The 19452-nt window shown below is 68.7% G+C and carries 20 protein-coding genes and 1 pseudogene; 7 read left to right on the top strand and 14 right to left on the bottom strand.

Features of this window, described 5'->3' with window-relative positions:
• Positions 1 to 325: 325 nt before the first annotated feature.
• Positions 326 to 2653 carry a DEAD/DEAH box helicase gene (locus JW364_RS16765; RefSeq protein WP_159369948.1) on the top strand — a complete coding sequence of 776 codons (2328 nt, stop codon included), beginning with the start codon at positions 326 to 328 and terminating at the stop codon, positions 2651 to 2653.
• Complete coding sequence (locus JW364_RS16760; RefSeq protein WP_065630533.1) at positions 2646 to 3197, top strand: hypothetical protein; 552 nt, start codon at positions 2646 to 2648, stop codon at positions 3195 to 3197. The genes JW364_RS16765 and JW364_RS16760 overlap by 8 nt, the downstream gene beginning before the upstream one ends.
• A 20-nt stretch (positions 3198 to 3217) precedes the next feature.
• Here the strand turns inward: JW364_RS16760 and JW364_RS16755 are convergent, their stop codons facing one another.
• The 9 genes from JW364_RS16755 to JW364_RS16715 all read right to left on the bottom strand — a co-directional run bounded on the left by JW364_RS16755 (position 3218) and on the right by JW364_RS16715 (position 10222).
• Positions 3218 to 3589: an Rv3654c family TadE-like protein gene (locus JW364_RS16755; RefSeq protein ID WP_065630534.1), complete on the bottom strand. Its 372-nt coding sequence runs from the start codon at positions 3587 to 3589 to the stop codon at positions 3218 to 3220.
• Positions 3586 to 3981 (bottom strand): TadE family type IV pilus minor pilin, encoded by a 396-nt coding sequence (locus tag JW364_RS16750; RefSeq protein ID WP_065630535.1) that lies wholly within the window; start codon positions 3979 to 3981, stop codon positions 3586 to 3588. The genes JW364_RS16755 and JW364_RS16750 overlap by 4 nt, the downstream gene beginning before the upstream one ends.
• Complete coding sequence (locus JW364_RS16745; RefSeq protein WP_078111772.1) at positions 3981 to 4241, bottom strand: DUF4244 domain-containing protein; 261 nt, start codon at positions 4239 to 4241, stop codon at positions 3981 to 3983. Before JW364_RS16745 ends, JW364_RS16750 begins: the two co-directional genes overlap by 1 nt.
• A gap of 127 nt (positions 4242 to 4368) precedes the next feature.
• Positions 4369 to 4743 (bottom strand): VOC family protein, encoded by a 375-nt coding sequence (locus JW364_RS16740; protein WP_159369935.1) that lies wholly within the window; start codon positions 4741 to 4743, stop codon positions 4369 to 4371.
• A gap of 35 nt (positions 4744 to 4778) precedes the next feature.
• On the bottom strand, positions 4779 to 5396 hold the full coding sequence (locus JW364_RS16735) for a type II secretion system F family protein (RefSeq protein WP_159371800.1): 618 nt from the start codon (positions 5394 to 5396) through the stop codon (positions 4779 to 4781).
• Positions 5396 to 6247, bottom strand: a complete 852-nt coding sequence (locus JW364_RS16730; RefSeq protein ID WP_165630698.1) for a type II secretion system F family protein — start codon at positions 6245 to 6247, stop codon at positions 5396 to 5398. Before JW364_RS16730 ends, JW364_RS16735 begins: the two co-directional genes overlap by 1 nt.
• Positions 6244 to 7452: a TadA family conjugal transfer-associated ATPase gene (locus JW364_RS16725; RefSeq protein WP_159369934.1), complete on the bottom strand. Its 1209-nt coding sequence runs from the start codon at positions 7450 to 7452 to the stop codon at positions 6244 to 6246. The genes JW364_RS16730 and JW364_RS16725 overlap by 4 nt, the downstream gene beginning before the upstream one ends.
• Positions 7449 to 8510 carry a septum site-determining protein Ssd gene (ssd, locus tag JW364_RS16720; protein ID WP_065630697.1) on the bottom strand — a complete coding sequence of 354 codons (1062 nt, stop codon included), beginning with the start codon at positions 8508 to 8510 and terminating at the stop codon, positions 7449 to 7451. Before ssd ends, JW364_RS16725 begins: the two co-directional genes overlap by 4 nt.
• A 956-nt stretch (positions 8511 to 9466) precedes the next feature.
• The gene (locus JW364_RS16715; RefSeq protein ID WP_068970208.1) at positions 9467 to 10222 is read right to left on the bottom strand and encodes an oxidoreductase; all 756 of its coding nucleotides are present in this window, start codon (positions 10220 to 10222) and stop codon (positions 9467 to 9469) included.
• 394 nt (positions 10223 to 10616) lie between these two features.
• On the opposite strand from JW364_RS16715, the gene acs reads away from it, so the two are divergent.
• From acs to JW364_RS16700, 3 genes are all read left to right on the top strand, one after another.
• Positions 10617 to 12557, top strand: a complete 1941-nt coding sequence (gene acs, locus JW364_RS16710) for an acetate--CoA ligase (protein ID WP_205333172.1) — start codon at positions 10617 to 10619, stop codon at positions 12555 to 12557.
• Between the two features lie 192 nt (positions 12558 to 12749).
• Positions 12750 to 13259, top strand: a complete 510-nt coding sequence (locus tag JW364_RS16705; RefSeq protein WP_065630684.1) for a phage holin family protein — start codon at positions 12750 to 12752, stop codon at positions 13257 to 13259.
• Between the two features lie 3 nt (positions 13260 to 13262).
• Positions 13263 to 14327, top strand: a complete 1065-nt coding sequence (locus JW364_RS16700) for an alpha/beta fold hydrolase (RefSeq protein ID WP_065630683.1) — start codon at positions 13263 to 13265, stop codon at positions 14325 to 14327.
• Here the strand turns inward: JW364_RS16700 and JW364_RS16695 are convergent.
• From JW364_RS16695 to nth, 4 genes are all read right to left on the bottom strand, one after another.
• Positions 14242 to 15435 (bottom strand): MarP family serine protease, encoded by a 1194-nt coding sequence (locus JW364_RS16695; protein WP_065630682.1) that lies wholly within the window; start codon positions 15433 to 15435, stop codon positions 14242 to 14244. The two genes, JW364_RS16700 and JW364_RS16695, sit on opposite strands and share 86 nt — an antisense overlap.
• Positions 15432 to 16268: a CoA pyrophosphatase gene (locus JW364_RS16690; protein WP_065630681.1), complete on the bottom strand. Its 837-nt coding sequence runs from the start codon at positions 16266 to 16268 to the stop codon at positions 15432 to 15434. Before JW364_RS16690 ends, JW364_RS16695 begins: the two co-directional genes overlap by 4 nt.
• A complete protein-coding gene (locus JW364_RS16685) occupies positions 16265 to 16885 on the bottom strand; it encodes a TlpA disulfide reductase family protein (RefSeq protein ID WP_240199209.1) in 621 nt (206 codons plus the stop codon). Before JW364_RS16685 ends, JW364_RS16690 begins: the two co-directional genes overlap by 4 nt.
• Positions 16886 to 16965: 80 nt before the next feature.
• Entirely contained in the window at positions 16966 to 17655 is a 690-nt protein-coding gene (gene nth, locus JW364_RS16680; protein ID WP_226514344.1) for an endonuclease III, read from the bottom strand.
• A gap of 333 nt (positions 17656 to 17988) precedes the next feature.
• On the opposite strand from nth, the gene JW364_RS16675 reads away from it, so the two are divergent.
• Positions 17989 to 18252 (top strand): hypothetical protein, encoded by a 264-nt coding sequence (locus JW364_RS16675; protein WP_058251089.1) that lies wholly within the window; start codon positions 17989 to 17991, stop codon positions 18250 to 18252.
• A 179-nt stretch (positions 18253 to 18431) separates the two neighbouring features.
• Positions 18432 to 19106, top strand: a complete 675-nt coding sequence (locus tag JW364_RS16670; protein WP_004022089.1) for a Crp/Fnr family transcriptional regulator — start codon at positions 18432 to 18434, stop codon at positions 19104 to 19106.
• 161 nt (positions 19107 to 19267) lie between these two features.
• Here the strand turns inward: JW364_RS16670 and JW364_RS16665 are convergent.
• Positions 19268 to 19452, bottom strand: a pseudogene (locus tag JW364_RS16665) (IS110 family transposase); the annotation flags it as partial.

Below are 19452 nucleotides of genomic sequence, written 5' to 3'. Positions count from 1 at the left end.
TTACATATCAACTGTCGCGACACGATGGGTCATCGTGTCGTGGCCGGTCGACCGCCATACCTCAAAGAGCCCCGCGAAGATCTGCATCGATCCGCCAAACTAACCTCAGTACCACGGCTGCAACATGCTTGTCGCCCACCGGGCGGTGGGTCGCGAAAGCTGCGGCCGGAACCAGTCAATCATGTTCGGCCCCCCAGCGATAGTCACACGAACCAAAGTGAGTCAAAACCTCGTCAAACTTCAGACCAACGACACCAGCCGGTAACATCGACGCAGGTCGGAGACCCGTCGCTGCAACACTATTTCGAAGAGTTCTCACCAGAAGATGCAGTACTCCACATTCGGGACAGGCCTGTTGGCCCGCACCCTCGCGGGGTCCGACGCCGACCCCTCCCCGCTCACCCACCTCTCGGTAATCCCATCGCGCTCACCATCTTTCGACGCCTGGCCGGAGTGGGTGCCGCAGCCCCTGATCGACGCCTACGCCGACAACGGCATCGAGAAGGTGTGGACTCACCAGGCGCGCGCGGCCGACGCCGCATTCCGCGGCAATCATGTGGCTATTTGCACCGGGACCGCATCGGGCAAATCGATGTCGTATCAAATGCCCATTCTCACTTCTTTTCTGAACGAAAAGAATGCGACCGCGTTATACCTCGCGCCGACAAAAGCTCTCGGGGCCGACCAGATCCGGGCGGTGTCCTCGATCATCGCCGGGCGACCGGAGTTCGGGCACCTCCAGCCGTGCGCATACGACGGCGACACCGACCCCGAGATCCGGCAGTGGGCGCGCGCCCATTCGCGCTGGATCTTCACCAACCCCGACATGCTGCACATCGGCATCCTGTCCCATCACCACCGATGGCGTCAGTTCTTCCGGCATCTGCGGTTCATCGTCGTCGACGAATGTCACCACTACCGAGGCGTGTTCGGGTCTCACACCGCCCTGGTGATGCGGCGTCTGCTGCGGATCGCGCGGGCCGCCGGTGCCGATCCGGTCGTCATCGGCGCGAGTGCGACGGTCGCCGAACCGGCCGAGGCGCTGGGCCGGTTGATCGGTGAACCGGCCGTCGCGGTGACCGAGGACGCATCTCCCCGCGGGGAGCGGACCGTCGCCCTCTGGGAGCCCGATTTCCTGCCGGTGGTCACCGGCGAGAACGGTGCACCCGTCCGACGCTCGGCCGGCGCTGAATCCGCCCGACTGCTGGCCGATTTCGTGGTGGAAGGTGCTCGTACACTGTGTTTCGCCCGGAGCCGGCGGGGCGTCGAACTGACCGCACTCGGCGCGCGACACCTGTTGTCACAGAGCGCCCCCGAGCTCGAGTCCCGGATCGGCGCGTACCGGGCGGGATACCTGGCCGACGATCGGCGACGTCTGGAGAAGGCCATCTCCGACGGCGAACTGCTGGGCGTGGCCACCACCAATGCGCTCGAACTCGGCGTGGACATCAGCGGACTCGACGCCGTGATCGTCAGCGGGTACCCCGGAACGGTCGCCTCGTTCTGGCAGCAGGCCGGGCGCGCGGGACGCCAGCGCGAGTCCGGCGACTCACTCGTCGTGCTCGTCGCCCGCGACGACCCGCTCGACACCTACCTCGTGCATCATCCGGAGTCACTCCTCGGCAAACCCGTCGAGGCCACGGTCACCGACCCCGCCAACCCGTACATCCTCGGTCCGCACCTGCTGTGCGCCGCCATGGAGAAACCGCTGTCGGACAGCGAGATCGACGCCTGGAACGCCCGCGACGTGGCGCAGGACCTGGCCGCCGACGGCCTGCTGCGCAAACGTAAGTCCGGCTGGTACGTCACGGCCGGAACCGAACCCCACGCCGACGTCGACATCCGCGGCGGCATCGGCGGGCAGGTCCTGATCGTCGACACCACGACGTCGCAGCTGCTCGGTACCGTCGACACCGGCCGGGCCATGTCGACGGTGCACCCCGGCGCCGTCCACATTCACCAGGGCGAGACCTATCTCGTCGACGAGCTCGATCTCGACGACGGTCTCGCGCTGGCGCATCCGGAGGACCCGGACTGGACGACGTCGGCGCGGGAGACGACGGACATCAGCATCACCGCGACGCTCGCGAGCCGGCGATTCGGCCCGCTGACGGTCGCATTCGTGGAGGTCGACGTCACCCATCAGGTCGTCGGTTACCTGCGCACGTTGCGCACCGGAGAGGTGCTCGACGCCGTCGAGCTCGACATGCCCGAGCAGACCCTGAGCACCCGCGCCGTGATGTACACCCTCACACCGGAGGCACTCGCCGACGCCGGTGTCGACGAGACCCGGTTGCCCGGTTCGTTGCACGCCGCGGAACACGCGGCCATCGGCCTCCTCCCTCTGGTTGCGACCTGCGACAGGTGGGACATCGGTGGACTCTCGACCGACCTCCACCCGGACACCGGTCTGCCGACGGTCTTCGTCTACGACGGGTACATGGGCGGTGCCGGTTTCGCCGAACGCGGGCATTCGGCGTTCCTGACCTGGATCGACGCCACCCGAGACGCCGTGGCCAGCTGCGGTTGTGAGAGCGGTTGCCCGTCCTGCGTGCAGAGTCCCAAATGCGGCAACGGTAACGATCCGCTCGACAAGAATGGCGCAGTAGCCGTCCTGGATCTTCTCCGTCGGGAATACTTGGCCCATGCATGACGAGGCATCCGACCGGGGGACCCACACGTATCGTCAGGTCACCCGACCCTCTCGTGCCTTCTTCCTGCTCGCCCGCCCGACGCAGAACACCGACCAGTTGCCGTCGTCCATCGGCGAGCGCGACGTGTTCTTCTCCGAAGACGAGGCGCTCGACGCCCTGGACCTCCACTACGCCTGGTGCGCGGCCCGTTCCGGAGGTTTCACCGATGTCGTGACCACGGCACAGTGGTATCTGCAGACGGCGATGGTCGGTCCGCGGGTCACCGCCTCCCTCGGTGAGGTCTATCTGGCGTCCACCGATGCCCACTCCGGTGAAACCTGGGCAGCAGCAGGCGGTTTCCTCACCGAGGGGGAACTCATCCACTGGTCGTCGTTCGTCCGGGCCGCCCGATCGTGGATTCCGCTGAACACCGGGACCGATGCGCTCGAACTCGCCTATCGCGGCGACACCGACGTGCACTTCCACCAATTGTGGTTCGCGCCCATGCAGTCCATCCGGGTGTACCCCAAGCGGATCTCCGTCGAATCCGACGGTCTCGGGTAGGGCCGCCCTTCGGCACGGGGTCAGTCCACCGGTCCCGCGCGCGCCTGGGCGGTGGCGTCGCTCGTCCCGAAGCTCCCGAGTGCCACCGGCACCCGAACCGTCACCACCACATCGTCTCCGGCGGTACGGCACTCCACGAGCTCGGCCCCCGAGTCCTGTCGGCGGCTCAGATCTCGTGCCGCCGCGCATGGATTCGGCTCACCCGCGGCATGCTCGATCGCCGCGGCCAGAGCGGACAGATCGGCCGCCGACTGGGCGCGGTGGCGGGCGAGCACCGCTGCCCCGACATAGATCACCATCACGAGAACCGCAGCCAGCGCCGCGATCACGAATGCGCCCAACACCGTTGCGTGACCGTCGTCGTCGGCGATCAGCCCACGACGGCGCGTCATGGCCCCACCCCCGGCGCGAACACCACCTGATCCGCACCTGTCGGCTCCTTGGCCGCGACCGCCCGGGCCGACACCGTGAGACCCGGCAGCATCGCCACACCCGATCGGACCTCGACCACGACGACCCGATCGTCCGCATCCGAGATCGACACGCGCGCACCGTCTCCGACCAGCCGTTGCGCGACCTCGCGCCCCGAAGCATCACCCGCAGCGGACAGGCGAGCCACCTCGCGCGCCGCATCGGTACAGCGGATCTGGGTGGTCACCGCGGCGACCGCACCCACGGCGATGAGCACCATGACGACGATCGCGGCGATCGCGTACGCGGCCTCGACCGTCACCATGCCTGATTCGTCGGCGAGCAGGCGTCGCAGCCACTTTCGGCGGTTCATCAACCGACCGAGGTGTTGAGCGCCTTTCCGATGATGCCCGTCAGGGCACTCACGATGTTGTCACCGGTGACCACCGTGTAGAGGATCGCCCCGAACGCCGCCGCGGCGATGGTGCCGATCGCATACTCCGCAGTGGACATGCCTTCCTCGTCGGTCATCAGGCGCGTCATGTGCGCGCCGAGACGTCCGATCACATCGCTTCGATCGTGCGGCGCCGCGGCCTGGGTGGCGTCGTGGGTCCGGAACATGGTGCGTGACATGGTCTCTCCTGGGAGTCGATGGAACCGAGTGAACGGTGTTGCACGTACTTGGACGCAGCGCGTCGCCGTTCGGATCCCTCGGATTTGCCGACCATGCCGTTCCGGCGCAAACCCGGACGATCGTCAGTTACGAGGTCGACCACACCCCGAGTTCGTTGCCGCTGGGATCGGTGAAGTGGAACCTACGACCACCGGGGAAAGCATAGGGGCCGTTCACGATCTCGCCACCCGCCGCGCGCACCCGCTCCACTGAGGCGTCGAGATCGTCGGAGTAGAGCAGCACCAGGGGACCACCGCGTACGGCCGCGACCTCGCTCGTCGCGAGACCCCCGACCTCGGGCAGGTCCGGGCCGCCCGGATTCGCGATCCCCGCGTATGCGGGACCGTAGTCGTTGAACTGCCAGCCGAACGCAGCTGCGTAGAACGCCTGCGTCGCGGCCGAGTCGGTGACGGTGAGTTCGATGTAGTCGATGGCATGGTGTCGGTGCCCGGAGTCGGTCATGGAGAACATTCTGCGTCGTCGCACCGACAAGCACGTCAGATCGAACCCAGAACCGACGAGGCGAGCCCGACGACGACCGGGACGATCCCGAGACAGATGAACGCGGGCAGGAAGCACAGTCCGAGCGGGCCGCTGATCGCGACACCGGCCCGTTCGGCGGCGGCGAGTGCGTCGTCGTGCGCCCGGCGTCGAACATCATCGGCGAGTTCGGCGAGGCCGCCGGCCAGCGACGAGCCGGCCCGCGCCGACCGGCGCGCCATCGCGGCGAGTGCATCGAGATGGTCGTCCGACGTCTCGCCGTCCGGTCCGTCGAGCAGGGCCGACCATGCCGCGTCCGGATCGGCGCCCAGCTGCAGCAGGTCGGCGACGTGAGCGAGGGGCGCCGCCATCGACGCCGGCGCGCGTTCGGCGACCACCGAGGCCGCGGTCCCCACCGGCAGACCGGCGCGTAGGCACACCGCGAACAGATCGAAGGCCGCCGCGACCGCGAACGGATCGTCGGCGGAAGGGCCGGCACCAAGCCACCGCGGCGTGCGATCGGGCGGTGGCGGATCGGTCACCCGATAGAGCAGCCAGCGCGGCGCAGGCCAGATCCACAGCGCGGCCGCGAGCAGCACCGCCGAACACGCCGTACCGGTGAGGCCGCCGGAGATCAACGTGCCAGCACCTTGCCGGTGATGCGCTCGGACCAACCGATCCCCGCGGCGACCAGAGCGCACCCGACCACCAGCAGGATCCCACCCAGGCCACCGCCGAGGAGGACCTGGATCGGACCCGCACCGGTCGCCTGACCCAGGGCGATCCCGAGTAATGGCAGACCGGCGAGGACCGCCGCCGTCGCCCGCGGTCCCGACAGTCCGGCTCGCGTCCGATCCGCGAAGCCACGCCGCGCCTGAAGATCCGAACGCACCGCACCGAGCAGGTCGACCATCGGCAGGCCGCGGTCCTCGGCGATCTGCCAGGCCACGCCGATACGACGCCAGGACGCCTCGCCCGAGACCCTGCCCGCCAGGCCGGCCCCGGACACCGGGTCGATCACCGACCCGCCCAGGGCGGCCCGGAACGCCATCGACTCCAACCCGTTCGCGATCTCCGCTCCGGTGGCCGGGTCATGGGGCTCGCGACGACGGAGTTCGGCGACCGCGACCTCACAGGCCCGGACCGGTGGCGCACCCACCGACAGTTCGGCGATCATCAGCGACAGCCCCAGGAGCAAGTCATCCGACTGGCGGTCGAGGCGCTTCTCCGCCGACCGCCGCCGACGTACCCACAGCACGACCGTCACGACGATCGCGGCAGCGACGGCGGCCGGCAACCCGCCGACCAGGAGCGCCCCGAACGGGACCGTCATCGGGATCAGCACGGCCGGTGCCGATCTCCGGGCGGGGCGGGGTTGTTCGGACACCGTCTGGAGTCGGCTTCTCGCTCGCGGCGCGGCCGACAGCGGCACCGCGATTCCGACGGCTCCCAGGACCAGCGCGGCGGCGACCGGCGTCGACATCATCGTCGGTCCCCCGACACCGGCCCACGCCCGGCGACCAACCGGTCGAAGTGATCGCGCTCCGCCGTGAAACCGCTGTTCCGCAACCAGATCGGCACGATCGTCACGCGTCCGGCGTCGTCACGCCGGACGACCCCGATCTCGGCGAGTCCGCGGGTCCCGCCCGCGTTGCGCGCCACGCCTAGCACCACCTGCAGTGCGGCACCCAGCTGACTGTGAAGAGCGTCGCGGGCCATGCCTCCGAGGGCGGCGAGGGCCTCCATCCGCGCCGGCACCTCCGACGTCGAGTTCGCGTGGACCGTGCCGGCACTCCCGTCGTGCCCGGTGTTCAGCGCGGTGAGGAGGTCGATGACCTCACCGCCGCGAACCTCTCCGACGATGATCCGGTCGGGTCTCATCCGAAGTGCCTGACGGACCAGGGTCCGCACCGGCACCTCGCCCACGCCTTCGACATTCGACGCGCGCGCGACCAACCTCACCACCTGCGGATGGCGCGGGGCCAGTTCGAGCGCATCTTCGACGCAGACGACCCGCTCGCGCGGATCCATCGCTCCGATCAATGCGTTGAGCAGGGTCGTCTTGCCGGTCCCGGTACCGCCGATCACCAGGAATGCCAGGCGGTTCCGGAGGATGTCCTCGATGATCGGCACCACCTCGGACGGGATCGCGCCGCTCTCGACGAGGCTGGGCAGATCCTTGGACGCCGAACGCAGGACCCGCAAGGAGATACATGTCCCGTCCGCGGCAAGCGGCGGGATGATCGCGTGCAGCCGCACGGTGTATCCGCGCCGACCGACGTTCGACAACTGCCCGTCGACCCAGGGCTGGGCGTCGTCGAGCCGCCGCCCGGCGCCCAGGGCCAGCCGACCCGCGAGGCGGCGTACCGACGCCTCGTCCGGGAAGCGGATCGTCGTCTGCTCGAGCCCGGATCCGCGGTCGACCCAGACCTCGTCGGGACCGGCGACCAGGATGTCGGCGATGTCGGGTTCGGCGAGGAGTTGCTCGAGCTTGCCCGCCCCGGTCAGCTCGGTCTGCAGGAAGCGGAGAGCGGCGAGCAGGTCGGTGTCACCCAGCACTCCCCCGGCCTCGGCGCGGATCGCGTCGGCGATGACGGCCGGACTCGGGTCGGCCGCGTCGGCGGCCAGTCGCGAGCGAACCCGGTCCAACAGCGCCTCGTCGGCCGGTCCGTCGATTCGCGCCTGGGTCACGACGCACGCTGGCGGCGCTCGGCGACCCTGGCGTGCACGGTGTGCGCCGCGCGTCCGAGCGGACTGCGAGGCCGCAACCGCAACGGACCACCCTCCAGCCGCCCCGCGAGACGGGGCTCCGGCCGATAGGCGGCGAGCAGTGGGAGTCCGATGGCATCCGCGACCTGTTGCGGACGCAACCCGCCGGGCGACGGGCCGCGCACCACCAGCTCGACGGCCACCTCGTCACCGACGACACGGTCGACGATGCGTCGAGCCGCGGCGCATCCGCCGACGGTGAGTGTGGTCACCACCACCACGACATCGGACGACGCGATCGCGGCGCGCACCACCGGCGCGTCGGACCTGGGCAGGTCGAGCACGACGAGATCACCATGAGTGTGCCCGGCGTCGATGACCGCGGTGACCGCGTCGACACTCAACCCGGCGCTCGGCAGGCGTTGTGAGGTCAACACCGCCAGGCCCTCGCCCGCGTTCGGCAGCGCCTGGTGGAGCGCCGTACCGCCGACGACGCCGCCGTCGAGCGAGAGATCCTGCCACCGCAGCCCGCGGCGGCGCTCGATGCCCAGCAGGAGATCGGCTCCGGCGCCCATGTCGTCGAGGTCGAGCAGAAGCGTGGGCGACTCGGCACCTGCCGACGTCAGCGCAACCGCCGCGGCCAGGGTCGACGCCCCGGCACCACCGTGAGCACCGATGAGCGCCACGACCCCCGCAGGTCGGCGTCTGGGCACCCGGCACTCCGTCAGTACCCGGACGAGGCGTCCTTCGTCGGCCGGGAGCGTCGACGCGTCCTCGATACCCAGTTCCATCGCCATCCGCCAGATGTGTGCTCCCGGTTCGGTCGCACTCACCAGTACGAGACCGGGTCGCCGAGGTGGGCGCACCCGGGCGAGAACGGCGATCGCGGACGGGTCGGCCGCGACGGCCCGGGCGGTCAGCCATTCGCGACGGCAGTCGTCCGCCGGCGCGCTGAGCACGTGGTATCCGGCTGCGGCGGCGCAGCGTGCGACGTCGTCGTGGAGGTCGGGGTCTACGAGAACCAGGAGTTCATCGGGCATGCGGCCGATCATCCGGCAGATGAGCGTTCCGACGGGCGGGATCGCGGGCGGTTGGGGATGGCGACGAAGGCTGTGGACAAACTCGCGCAACCGGCGGGATCTCGGGATACAACAGACCCCAGACAGAGGACAACCCCGGCCAGGGGGGGGAGGAGGCCGGGGTCGTCACGTTTCAGCCCCGGGGGGTCGGGCTGAAACGCACCGGTATGAGAACCGGGTACCGATGACTATACACACGGGTTTGGATTATTTGCAAGCACAACAATCCTATTCACTAATGTCCGTTCTACTGCGGAGTAACCAGGAGATCGAATGCGACGCCCGTTCCGGGCGCCCATTCGGGAATCGCGATTCAGGTCCGCGAATCGCGCAACGTCTTTGCAACGTTCCCGCTCGAGGCCGCCGAATGCCCTGACCGGACACCCACCACCCCCGAACCGCCGGCAAATTCCGTCGAAGATGCTGCGTCACAGAGTTATTCGTCGCCATCCGCAAGTTGTTCAACATTCCGACGCCGAACGCTTGATGTGATCGGCGTCACGGTGTAGAACAGTGGTTACGGAATCTCGGAAGGCCAAGTTCGATCCGGAAGAGAAGGAACGGACCCCCACGCCGAGCACTTCCCAGCACGGGCGGCAAGCACCCACGCGGAGCACGCCGCATATGGCAAAAGTGTTGTGCGCCTGCGACATCACAGTCAGGACGACCGACCGCCACCACTCGATGCGCCACCGCCTTCCTCTCGTGAGGCGCCAGGCCCGAGAGGAATGGCCCACAGCTGGCAGCACGTGGACGGTCAGTAATCCCGACTCGCGATCAATCGCCGAGGCGGTGACCACAACCCACCAAGCACGCTTGGTAACTTGAGTCCGTGCTACGCGGGCGGCAACCGCGTCGTTTACGACGCCGGCGGCCGCCCGCAGTGCTGTCCGGGCCGGGTTCGAGACCTCGCGAGACTAACCCGACCGGGCCGCGTCCGCAATCGACTTCGCCTCGGCCGCACCGGCTTCCAGAGCCTCGCAGCAGAAGATGATCCAGTCCCGCAGGCCCGACTCGGTACCAGCCCCGAAGTTCGTAGCCAACGTGCGATACTCGCCGACCCGCTTGAACCAGGTCACCTCCGGCACGCCGAGGCAGTGCGGGTCCAGCCCGGTCGCGGCGCCGACGAGCCGAGACGCGGCACGAGCGACGACACCGTTGGCAGCGGGGAAAGCGTCCACCGCCAGCAGCTCGCCGTGCACCACCGCCACGAGCACCGGCGCCGGGACCGAGGTGGCGCCGGTTGTCAACTGCCCCAACAAGTTGAGACGTTCGGCGACATCCGTCCCACGCCGGGGCCGCCCGAGATCTTCCGGGTCGTCGACGAGGTCCGCGGCGGCGAGGGTGTGCAACCTCGCCAGCGCCTGCGCGGGAGCCCGGCGGATCACCGAGGTGAGTGTGACCAGCGAATCGCCGTCGAGGGCCTGCGACACCCGCATCGCGCCGGCCAAAATCGGGTCGTCGAAGTCGCCATCACGTCGGAGCTCGACACTTCCGCCGTCGATCGCGGCCGAGGACCGACCCGCCCGCCACGACGCCTCGGTGGCGGTCTTGTCCCATCCTCGCAGGTTGGCGGGGTGCCGGTGCACTGCGGAGAGGGCATCCCGTGCTCGATCGGCGGCGGCGGCGACGCCGGGCAGCTCCAGCAGGGGCAACAGTGGGTCGGTGGTCACGCACCGACGATAGTTGCGGCCGCGGACCGCTCACCAGGTCGCCCTCGGTTCGGTCGATCAGGGCTACGGATTCGGACACCCACGGTGTCAGCCGAATGGGCGCCGATGATCCATTGTTAGTCGCCGTTTCAGATAATGCGCACCTGAAATTGTTCACGGTGTTCGTCAGTTGACTGACTGAAACGCATCGCTCCCGACGTCGGCGCGGTCCAGAGGGCATCCCGACCGCTCGTCGCCGCTTACCCGCCGTTCGTCGCCAATCGGCCGCGCTCACATACCGGACGGTTCCAGCCTAGACCGCGACGTGACTACGCTCACACTGATTGCCCGTTCTGACGCCAGGTCACCCTACTGTTGAGTGACCGCCGTCGACAGCGAAAGGCCCTTGTCACCGATGTCCTCCACCGTCCAGGCATTTCCTCCCTCCGACGAGTTCGCCGCCCAGGCCAACGGCACCGCCGAGATGTATGACCATGCCGATGCCGACCGCCTCGAGTTCTGGGCCGAGCAGGCCCGGCGGCTGGACTGGGCCACCGAGTTCACCACCACCCTCGACTGGTCCGACGCCCCGTTCGCCAAGTGGTTCGTCGGAGGCAAGCTCAACGTCGCGGTCAACTGCGTGGATCGGCACGTCGCCGCAGGCAAGGGCGACCGCGTCGCCATCCACTGGGTCGGTGAACCCGGCGACACCCGCGACCTCACCTACAGCCAGCTGCTCGCCGAGGTCAGCAAGGCCGCCAACTACTTCTCGTCCATCGGGCTGGTCGCCGGCGATCGCGTCGCCATCTACATGCCGATGGTCCCCGAGGCCCTGATCTCGATGCTCGCCTGCGCCCGCCTCGGCCTCACCCACTCCGTGGTCTTCGCCGGCTTCTCCTCCGGAGCGCTGCGCTCCCGCGTCGACGACGCCGAGGCCAAGCTCGTCATCACCACCGACGGGCAGTACCGCCGCGGCCAGCCGGCGCCGTTGAAGACCCAGGTCGACGAGGCGCTCGGCACCGGCGACGACGCCGCGAAATCCGTCGAGAAGGTCCTCGTCGTGCGTCGTACCAACCACGACCCCGACCTGAACTGGGTCGAAGGCCGCGACGTGTGGTGGGAAGACACCGTCGACGAACAGTCCGACACCCACGACGCCGAGGCCTTCGACGCCGAACACCCACTCTTCCTGCTCTACACCTCGGGCACCACCGGCAAGCCCAAGGGCATCGTCCACTCCTCCGGCGGTTACCTCACCCAGGTCAGCTACACGTTCCACTACGTCTTCGACCACAAAGAAGGCCGCGATGTCTTCTGGTGTGGCGCCGACATCGGCTGGGTGACCGGCCACTCCTACCTCGTCTACGGTCCGCTCTCCAACGGCGCGACCGAGGTCGTCTACGAGGGAACCCCCAACTCCCCCAACGAACACCGCCACTTCGAGATCATCCAGAAGTACGGCGTCACCATCTACTACATCGCGCCGACCCTGATCCGCACCTTCATGAAGTGGGGACGGGAGATTCCCGACGCCCACGACCTGTCCAGCATCCGGCTGCTCGGCAGCGTCGGCGAACCGATCAACCCCGAGGCCTGGAAGTGGTACCGCGAGGTCATCGGCGGCAACTCCGCGCCCATCGTCGACACCTGGTGGCAGACCGAGACCGGCGCCATCATGATCTCGCCGCTGCCCGGCGTGACCGCGACCAAGCCGGGATCGGCGATGAAACCCCTGCCCGGTATCAGCGCCAACATCGTCGACGACCAGGGCAACCCGGTCGGCGCCGGTGAGCAGGGCTACCTCGTGCTCGACCAGCCGTGGCCGTCGATGCTGCGCGGGATCTGGGGCGACGACGAGCGCTTCCGCGACACGTACTGGTCACGGTTCGCCGAGCAGGGCTGGTACTTCGCCGGCGACGGCGCCCGCTACGACGAGGACCACGCACTCTGGGTCCTCGGACGCGTCGACGACGTCATGAACGTCTCCGGCCACCGCATCTCCACCGCCGAGGTCGAGTCCGCGCTCGTCGGGCACTCCGGTGTCGCCGAAGCCGCGGTCATCGGCGCCGCCGACGAGACCACCGGCCAGGGCATCGTCGCCTTCGTCATCCTGCGCGAGGGCGTGGAGAACACCGGCGACCAGCTGATCGCCGAACTGCGCCAGCAGGTGTCGGTGGAGATCTCGCCGATCGCCAAACCCCGCGAGATCAACGTCGTCCCCGAACTGCCCAAGACACGCTCGGGCAAGATCATGCGCCGCCTGCTCAAGGACGTCGCCGAAGGCCGCGAACTCGGCGACACCTCCACCCTCGTCGACCCCTCGGTCTTCGAAGCGATCCGCGCGAAGAAGGCCTGAGGCCGTTCGAGTTCTCCAGGGCCTGCCGACCTGAGGTCGGCAGGCCCTGCCCGTCTTCGCGCCACTCCATTCGACGGGTGGCTCGCCACCCCATTCGACGGGTGGCTCGCCACCCCATTCGATGGGTGGCTCGCCACCCGGACCGCCCGCGCATGGCAACATATGGCCATCAGCCGAACAACGGAGGATTCTGTGAGCCCCAACGAGCACGGCCTGCCCGACGCGGGCCGGGACTCCGTCCCGTCGATCCCGCTCTCCGACGCCAACGCCGGCCGCAACGGCGAGCCGACGATCGGAAGCCTGGTCAAGGACGCGACCGCCAGTGTCTCCACCCTGTTCCGATCCGAGGTCGCGCTCGCCAAGGCCGAGCTGGTCACCGAGGCCAAGAAGGCCGGCGCGGGCACCGGGCTGCTCATCGTCGCCGGTGTGATGGCGCTCTACGCGAGCTTCTTCTTCTTTTTCTTCCTCGCCGAACTGCTCGACGAGTGGGTCTGGCGCTGGTTGGCGTTCCTCATCGTGTTCCTCATCCTGGTGGCGGTCACCCTGATCGCCGCGTTCGTCGGATACCTGTTCTTCAAACGCGTGCGCGGACCCGCGAAGACGATCGAGACGGTCAACGAACTGCCGACCGTCCTGCCCCACCGCGGCGCGGCGCACGACACCACCACGCACCCGAGAATCCCGCCCGCCCGCGAAGGGTGATCCGTGAGCGAGGAGCCCGACCCCTCGACCGTTCGTCTCCCGGGTGATTGGGAGCATCTCGACGTCCGCGCCAACGGAGTCCGTTTCCACGCCGTCCAGCCCGCCGGCGTTCCCGCCGATGACCGCCCGCTGGTACTGCTGCTGCACGGTTTCGGCGAGTTCTGGTGGAGCTGGCGACATCAGCTGACCGCGCTCACCGACGCCGGCTTTCGCGCCGTCGCAGTCGACCTCCGCGGCTACGGCGACACCGACAAACCACCGCGCGGCTACGACGGCTGGACCCTGGCCGGCGACACCAACGGCCTCGTCCGCGCGTTCGGACACACCCGGGCCACCCTGATCGGACACTCCGACGGCGGCCTGGTCTGCTGGGCGACCGCCGCGCTGCACCCACGCGTCGTCGACCGGATCGTCGTCATCGCGTCCCCGCACCCCCGCGCCCTGCGTCGACGCGTGTTGCGCGACAAGGCACAACGCGCACAGTTCTTACCTCTGTTCCTGCGCAACCAGATCCCCCGCCTCGGTGAACGGCAGGTCACCCGCGACGACGCGGCCTTCGTGTCCGACTACTTCGCGGAACGGTCGTCTGCCCCCTGGCGCGGTGAACCCGACTACGCGCACACCGTCGAACTCAACCGGTCGGCCATGCTGATCCCCAACGTCGCGCACTGCAGCCTGGAGTACCGGCGCTGGGCGTTCCGTTCGCAGTTCCGGCCCGACGGCGCCCGCTTCATGGAACTGATGGACCAGCGGCTGCATCTCCCCGTGCTGGCCCTCCGAGGCCGCGACGACCCGTACATCCTCGACGACGCGATTGCCGACAGTCACCGATGGGCCGCGCACCAGACGTATCGGCAGGTCGAGGGCAGCGGCCACTTCGTCCATCAAGAACAACCGGCCACGGTGACCGAGCACATCCTCGAGTTCCTACGCCACGAACCCGCACCCACCGCCGACGTCCCCCGCCGATCGGCCCGCAAGGTCAGGCGAGGACGCAGCGTTGCGTACTCACCCGCTCGCTTCGTCGCTCGGATTCGTCGAAGTCGGAGCGCACCTGGCGGGCGGTGAGCACGAAACCGGTCTCGTCGGCGGCATTCTCGGCCGCGCCGAAGACCACACCGAGCACCTCGCCGTCCGAGTTCAGCAGCGGCCCACCCGAATTGCCCTGCCGAATCAGACCACGGACGGCGTAGACCTCACGGGTCACCTGCCCGGTCCGGTAGATGTCGTCACCGGTGTGGGCGAAGACCGCACGCACCCGCAGCGGACTCACATAGAACGGTCCGGCCTCGGGGAAACCGAGTGCGATGGCGTCGTCCCCGGTCGACGCGGGGCGTGAGGCGAACCGCAGGGCCGGCGCCCGGAGGCCCGGGACGTCGAGCACCGCGATGTCGTTCTCGCTGTCGAAGAGCACGACGCGCGCCGGGAGCTGCGCCCCCGTCGAGGTCTGGACCTCCAGCCGTTCGGTGCCCGCGACCACGTGCGCGTTCGTCATGACGCGCTCCGGAGAGACGACGAACCCGCTCCCCTCGAGAGCCTGTCGGCAGCTCGGTGCCACGCCCTCGATCTTCACCACGCTGGGACGCGCCTGCGTCACCACCGGCAGTTCGGCCAGCGCCTGATCGGGAGGGTCGACGTTCGTCGACGGGGTGCTGACGAACGGGAGCTTCGGGAGTCCCGAACTGTCCAGGAGCGCCTTGAAGTCGTCCGGGATGTCGTCGACCCACTGCGGCGACACCGCGTCGACCCCGGTGAGCACCTTCGAGTCCCGAACCGCCCCGGCGATCGCCGGGTCGGCGGACTCGCGCAGCGGGATCGCCAGCAGGCCCGCGGCCAGCAACACCGCGACCACCTGCAAGAGCGAGCCGACTCCGCTGTCGACGGCGCGCAGCCCGGGCGACCGGATGCCACCGCGAGCCGCACGTCCCAGAACCATGCCGGCCACCTCGCCGACGACCACGAGCACGACCAGCACCAGAATCCCGGCGAGCACCCGCACCTGCAGATCGTCGAACTGCTCGATCAGGCGGGGCGCGAGCAGCAGACCGGCTACGGCGCCGAGTGCGACTCCGATGAACGCCAGGGCCGAGGCGACCGCACCCGACCGGTACCCGCTGGCCGCCGCGAGCAGGGCGATGCCGATCACGATGATGTCGACCCACGTCGAGCCGGTCATCGGGTACCTCCGGGCTCGGCGTTACCGGCGTCGACCACGTCGCGGTCGTCCGGGTGCAGCTCCGCGAACCCGGATTCCTGCCGGCTCCCGGCGAGCTCGATCATCTTCTCCAACGAACGAACGTCGGCGGAGTCCCACGGACGGTCCCAGCCGGACACCTCGCTGATGGCGGCGATGAGCCCACCCGTGAATCCCCAGACGAGCAACTGGTCGACGAAGAACGCGGGCCCCTTGTAGACGATGCCGACCGCCTTGCGGCGGACCTGGAACCGGTTGTCCGGGTTCAGCAACTCGCGCAGTTTGATCCGGTCCACGCGCGCGGTCTCGCCTTGGTCGACGACGCGCACCTCGCTCGGGCGGTGCCAGTAACCGATCACCGGGACGACGTCGAAGCCCGAGACCCCGACGGGAAAGCTCGGCAGGGTCGCGAGGATCGTCACCCCGGATGCGTCGAGGCCGGTCTCCTCCGCCGCCTCGCGCAGCGCGGTGCCCACCGGGAAGTCGTCGCCGGGATCGGCCGCGCCCCCGGGGAACGCGACCTGCCCGCTGTGCTGGCGAAGTGTGGGAGCGCGCTCGGTCAGCAGGACCTCGGCGTCGGCCGGCACCCCGCCGGGATGATCGTCGGCCGACTCCCACGAACCCGAGAACAGGATCAGAACGGCCGCCGACCGGGAGTTGGTCGGCAACATCGACGCCCAGCGCGATCGATCCCCGCCGCGGTTGTCGACGCTTTTCCTGACGGCGCTGACATCGTCGGTCAACGCCCGCAGCCACGGCGGGATCTCGTCCCTCGGGACCAGCGGTCCCGCATCGGCGCGCGAACGCCCGCTCATATCCGCACGCCCAGATGCTCGGCCACCGAATCGGCGATCTCCTCCGGACTGTCGAAGACACCGGGATAGACCTCGGCGACCGTGCCGTCGGGTCGAAGGAAGACGGTCGACGGGAACACCCTGGGTGCGTTGATGGCCGCGGCCACCTTTCCGTCGAGGTCGAGCACGGACGGCAAGCGGACTCCGATCTCGGTGAGCAGCGTCAGCGGGAAGAACGGGTTGCTACCGCCTTCCTTGGCGTGCAGGGCCAGCACGGTGACCCGGTCACCGGCCCGCGCGGCGAACTCCTCGAAGTAGGGCAGCTCGGTCTTGCACGGACCGCACCACTGCGCCCAGACGTTGATGACGAGCGGTCGGCCGGCCGTCGAGGCACCGAGGTCGTAGGGCGCTCCGGTACTCAAGCAGGGTTCGACGACGCCGTCGAGGACGGAGTCCGGCGACTCCGGCAGTCCGGTGACCGGGCAGTCCGGCAGGTCGGCGGTGCTGCGCGCCTCCGCCAAACGCGCCTCGTCCACCGGCGCATCGATCGGGCGGACTCCACTCGACGAGGGCGGTGCGCTCGACATCGGCGACGGATCGTCCCCGCGCGGCCAGATCGCCACGATCAGCGCGATCATCACGACCACGAAGACCACGGTCCACCGCGCGGCAGGTGGAAACCGAGAACCCCGGGGTGACGTCGGCCCGCTTGGTTCGCTCACGGGGCCGCGATCCCGGCCAGCGCGAGGAGATGCTCGGTCTCCGGCCCTTTCACCAGGGCCGCGGCCTCGGCCTTGTCCATCGGTCCGGTGCCCACCGACGGACAGTCCTTGGCGAGGACGCACACCCCGCAGGCCGGCTTGCGCGCATGACACACCCGTCGGCCGTGGAAGATCACCCGGTGCGACAGATCCGTCCACTCCCGCCGCTCGATCAGCTCGCCGACGGCGTGCTCGACCTTCACCGGATCGGTCTCCTCGGTCCACTGCCAGCGCCGGACCAGGCGGCCGAAGTGGGTGTCGACGGTGATGCCGGGCACACCGAAGGCGTTGCCCAGCACCACGTTCGCGGTCTTGCGCCCGAACCCGGGCAGCGACACCAGATCCTTCAGATTGTCCGGGACCTCCCCGTCGAACCGCTCGACGAGCGCCTGCCCGAGTCCGATGATCGAGTTCGCCTTGTTCCGGTAGAAGCCGGTGGGACGGATCATCTCCTCGAGCTCGGTGCGGTCCGCCCCGGCATAGTCCGCGGCCGTCCGGTATCTGGCGAACAGCGCGGGGGTGGTCATGTTCACGCGCACATCGGTGCACTGCGCCGACAGGATCGTCGCCACCGAGAGCTCGAGCGGGTCGGTGAAGTCGAGCTCGCAGTACACGTGCGGGAAGGCGACCTGGAGGGTCCGATTCATCCGCCGAGCGCGCCGGACCAATCCGAGATGGGTCTCCTGCTTGCGTGCCGGGGTCGGTCCCGCGGCCGCAGACTTGCGTGCGCTCACCTGATTCAGGTTAGCGATGCGCACGGCGAAGCCCGATTCCGCTGGCCCCCGACACGGGGCGAAGCACTCTCACACACCTCCTGAATGGAACATCACCGCAGGTCAGAACCGCGTGTTCGCCCTGGGAGAAGGGCTGGTCACGGCCACATCGGCGTGCTCACGCGCAACCTACGGTCAGGTAACAAGTCAATGACGGCGGCCCTCTCGATGCGGTTCCGGGCGGGTCGATTGTGTTTACTTGTCCCCATGCACGGTCTCGCGGCGCTGCTGTTCCCGGCTGTACTCATGTTGTTCGCCATGGGCATGGACAAGGTCCAGTCCCGGATCGACCGCTCGGCGGTCTCACGCGATGAGGTGGAGGACTTCCTCGACTCGGCCGACGCCCAGAACGTCCAGACCCTCGCCCGCGAGGGCATGCCGGCCGCGCTCGACGAACTCCGCGACCGACGGGTCACCCGTCACGAATCAGCGGTGTCCGGCCACACCGAATCGCCGCAGCGGGCCAGCTGACCGGCCGTCGCCACCCCCGCTTCCGTACCGCCCGACCACCGCGTCGACACTCCGCCAATCGGACACACCCGCAATGAGCTTCCAGTGACCCATCCAACACATATGCTTGTGCGCGGGGTAGCGTAGCCAACGGCGCGATCTGACGCGGGCTGTAGAGAGATTCGAGAAAGGTTCCCTAGGTGGAAGAAGTACTGGCGCGGGCGGGCATATTCCAGGGCGTCGAGCCCTCCGCCGTCGCGGCGCTGACCAAGCAGCTTCAGCCCGTCGACTTCCCTCGCGGACACGTGATCTTCCACGAAGGCGAGCCCGGCGATCGGCTCTACATCATCATGTCCGGCAAGGTGAAGGTCGGCCGACGCTCGCCCGACGGACGCGAGAACCTGCTGACGATCATGGGCCCGTCCGACATGTTCGGCGAACTCTCCATCTTCGATCCCGGCCCCCGTACCTCGTCGGCGACGACAGTCACCGAGGTCCGCGCGGTGTCGATGGACCGTGACGCGCTGAAGGCGTGGATCAAGGACCGTCCGGAGATCGCCGAGCAGCTGCTGCGCGTGCTGGCACGCCGCTTGCGCCGCACCAACAACAACCTCGCCGACCTCATCTTCACCGACGTGCCCGGTCGCGTCGCCAAGCAGCTCCTGCAGCTTGCGCAGCGCTTCGGCACCCAGGAGGGCGGCGCGCTGCGCGTCACCCACGACCTGACCCAGGAAGAGATCGCCCAGCTCGTCGGCGCATCGCGCGAGACCGTCAACAAGGCGCTCGCCGACTTCGCCCAGCGCGGATGGCTGCGCCTCGAGGGCAAGAGCGTGCTCATCGCCGACTCGGAGCGTCTCGCGCGCCGCGCGCGCTGACTCGAGTTCATCACGAAGCCGCTCGCTCCTCCGGGAGCGAGCGGCTTTGCTTCTCCCCGCTCCCGGAGGTGCGAGCGGCGTTGCTTCTCCCCGCTCCCTGAGGTGCGAGCGGCGTTGCTCCTCCCCGCTCCCTAATCCGAAGAGTTAGGTGAGGTGGCTGCTCAGGCCGCTCCGTGGGGTGTGATGGTGACGTCGTATCCGAGTTTGTGTAGGTCGTAGATGGCGCGGTTCTTGGTGCGTTCGGGGTGGCGTTGCTGGTGGTAGTCGGGGCCGGGTTCGTCGTAGACGACGTTGTCGGTGAGCATGATCCAGACCACGGTGAGCAGGGTGTGCTCGAGGGCGACGA

Source organism: Gordonia sp. BP-119 (genome assembly GCF_016924115.1).
GTDB lineage: Bacteria > Actinomycetota > Actinomycetes > Mycobacteriales > Mycobacteriaceae > Gordonia > Gordonia hongkongensis.
The sequence above is the reverse complement of the archived record's forward strand: the minus strand, read 5'-3'. Positions and strand labels throughout refer to the sequence as shown.

Bases quoted from the DNA above. Each gene is read 5' to 3' on its own strand.
- nth (WP_226514344.1), bottom strand. From the start codon at position 17,655: ATGAATCGGACCCTCCAGGTCGCCTTCCCGCACGTGTACTGCGAGCTC.
- JW364_RS16695 (WP_065630682.1), bottom strand. From the start codon at position 15,435: ATGACCGGCTCGACGTGGGTCGACATCATCGTGATCGGCATCGCCCTG.
- JW364_RS16765 (WP_159369948.1), top strand. From the start codon at position 326: ATGCAGTACTCCACATTCGGGACAGGCCTGTTGGCCCGCACCCTCGCG.
- JW364_RS16745 (WP_078111772.1), bottom strand. From the start codon at position 4,241: ATGTCACGCACCATGTTCCGGACCCACGACGCCACCCAGGCCGCGGCG.
- JW364_RS16675 (WP_058251089.1), top strand. From the start codon at position 17,989: ATGCACGGTCTCGCGGCGCTGCTGTTCCCGGCTGTACTCATGTTGTTC.
- JW364_RS16755 (WP_065630534.1), bottom strand. From the start codon at position 3,589: ATGACGCGCCGTCGTGGGCTGATCGCCGACGACGACGGTCACGCAACG.
- JW364_RS16740 (WP_159369935.1), bottom strand. From the start codon at position 4,743: ATGACCGACTCCGGGCACCGACACCATGCCATCGACTACATCGAACTC.
- ssd (WP_065630697.1), bottom strand. From the start codon at position 8,510: ATGCCCGATGAACTCCTGGTTCTCGTAGACCCCGACCTCCACGACGAC.
- acs (WP_205333172.1), top strand. From the start codon at position 10,617: ATGTCCTCCACCGTCCAGGCATTTCCTCCCTCCGACGAGTTCGCCGCC.
- JW364_RS16750 (WP_065630535.1), bottom strand. From the start codon at position 3,981: ATGAACCGCCGAAAGTGGCTGCGACGCCTGCTCGCCGACGAATCAGGC.
- JW364_RS16685 (WP_240199209.1), bottom strand. From the start codon at position 16,885: ATGATCGCGCTGATCGTGGCGATCTGGCCGCGCGGGGACGATCCGTCG.
- JW364_RS16690 (WP_065630681.1), bottom strand. From the start codon at position 16,268: ATGAGCGGGCGTTCGCGCGCCGATGCGGGACCGCTGGTCCCGAGGGAC.
- JW364_RS16730 (WP_165630698.1), bottom strand. From the start codon at position 6,247: ATGATGTCGACGCCGGTCGCCGCCGCGCTGGTCCTGGGAGCCGTCGGA.
- JW364_RS16760 (WP_065630533.1), top strand. From the start codon at position 2,646: ATGCATGACGAGGCATCCGACCGGGGGACCCACACGTATCGTCAGGTC.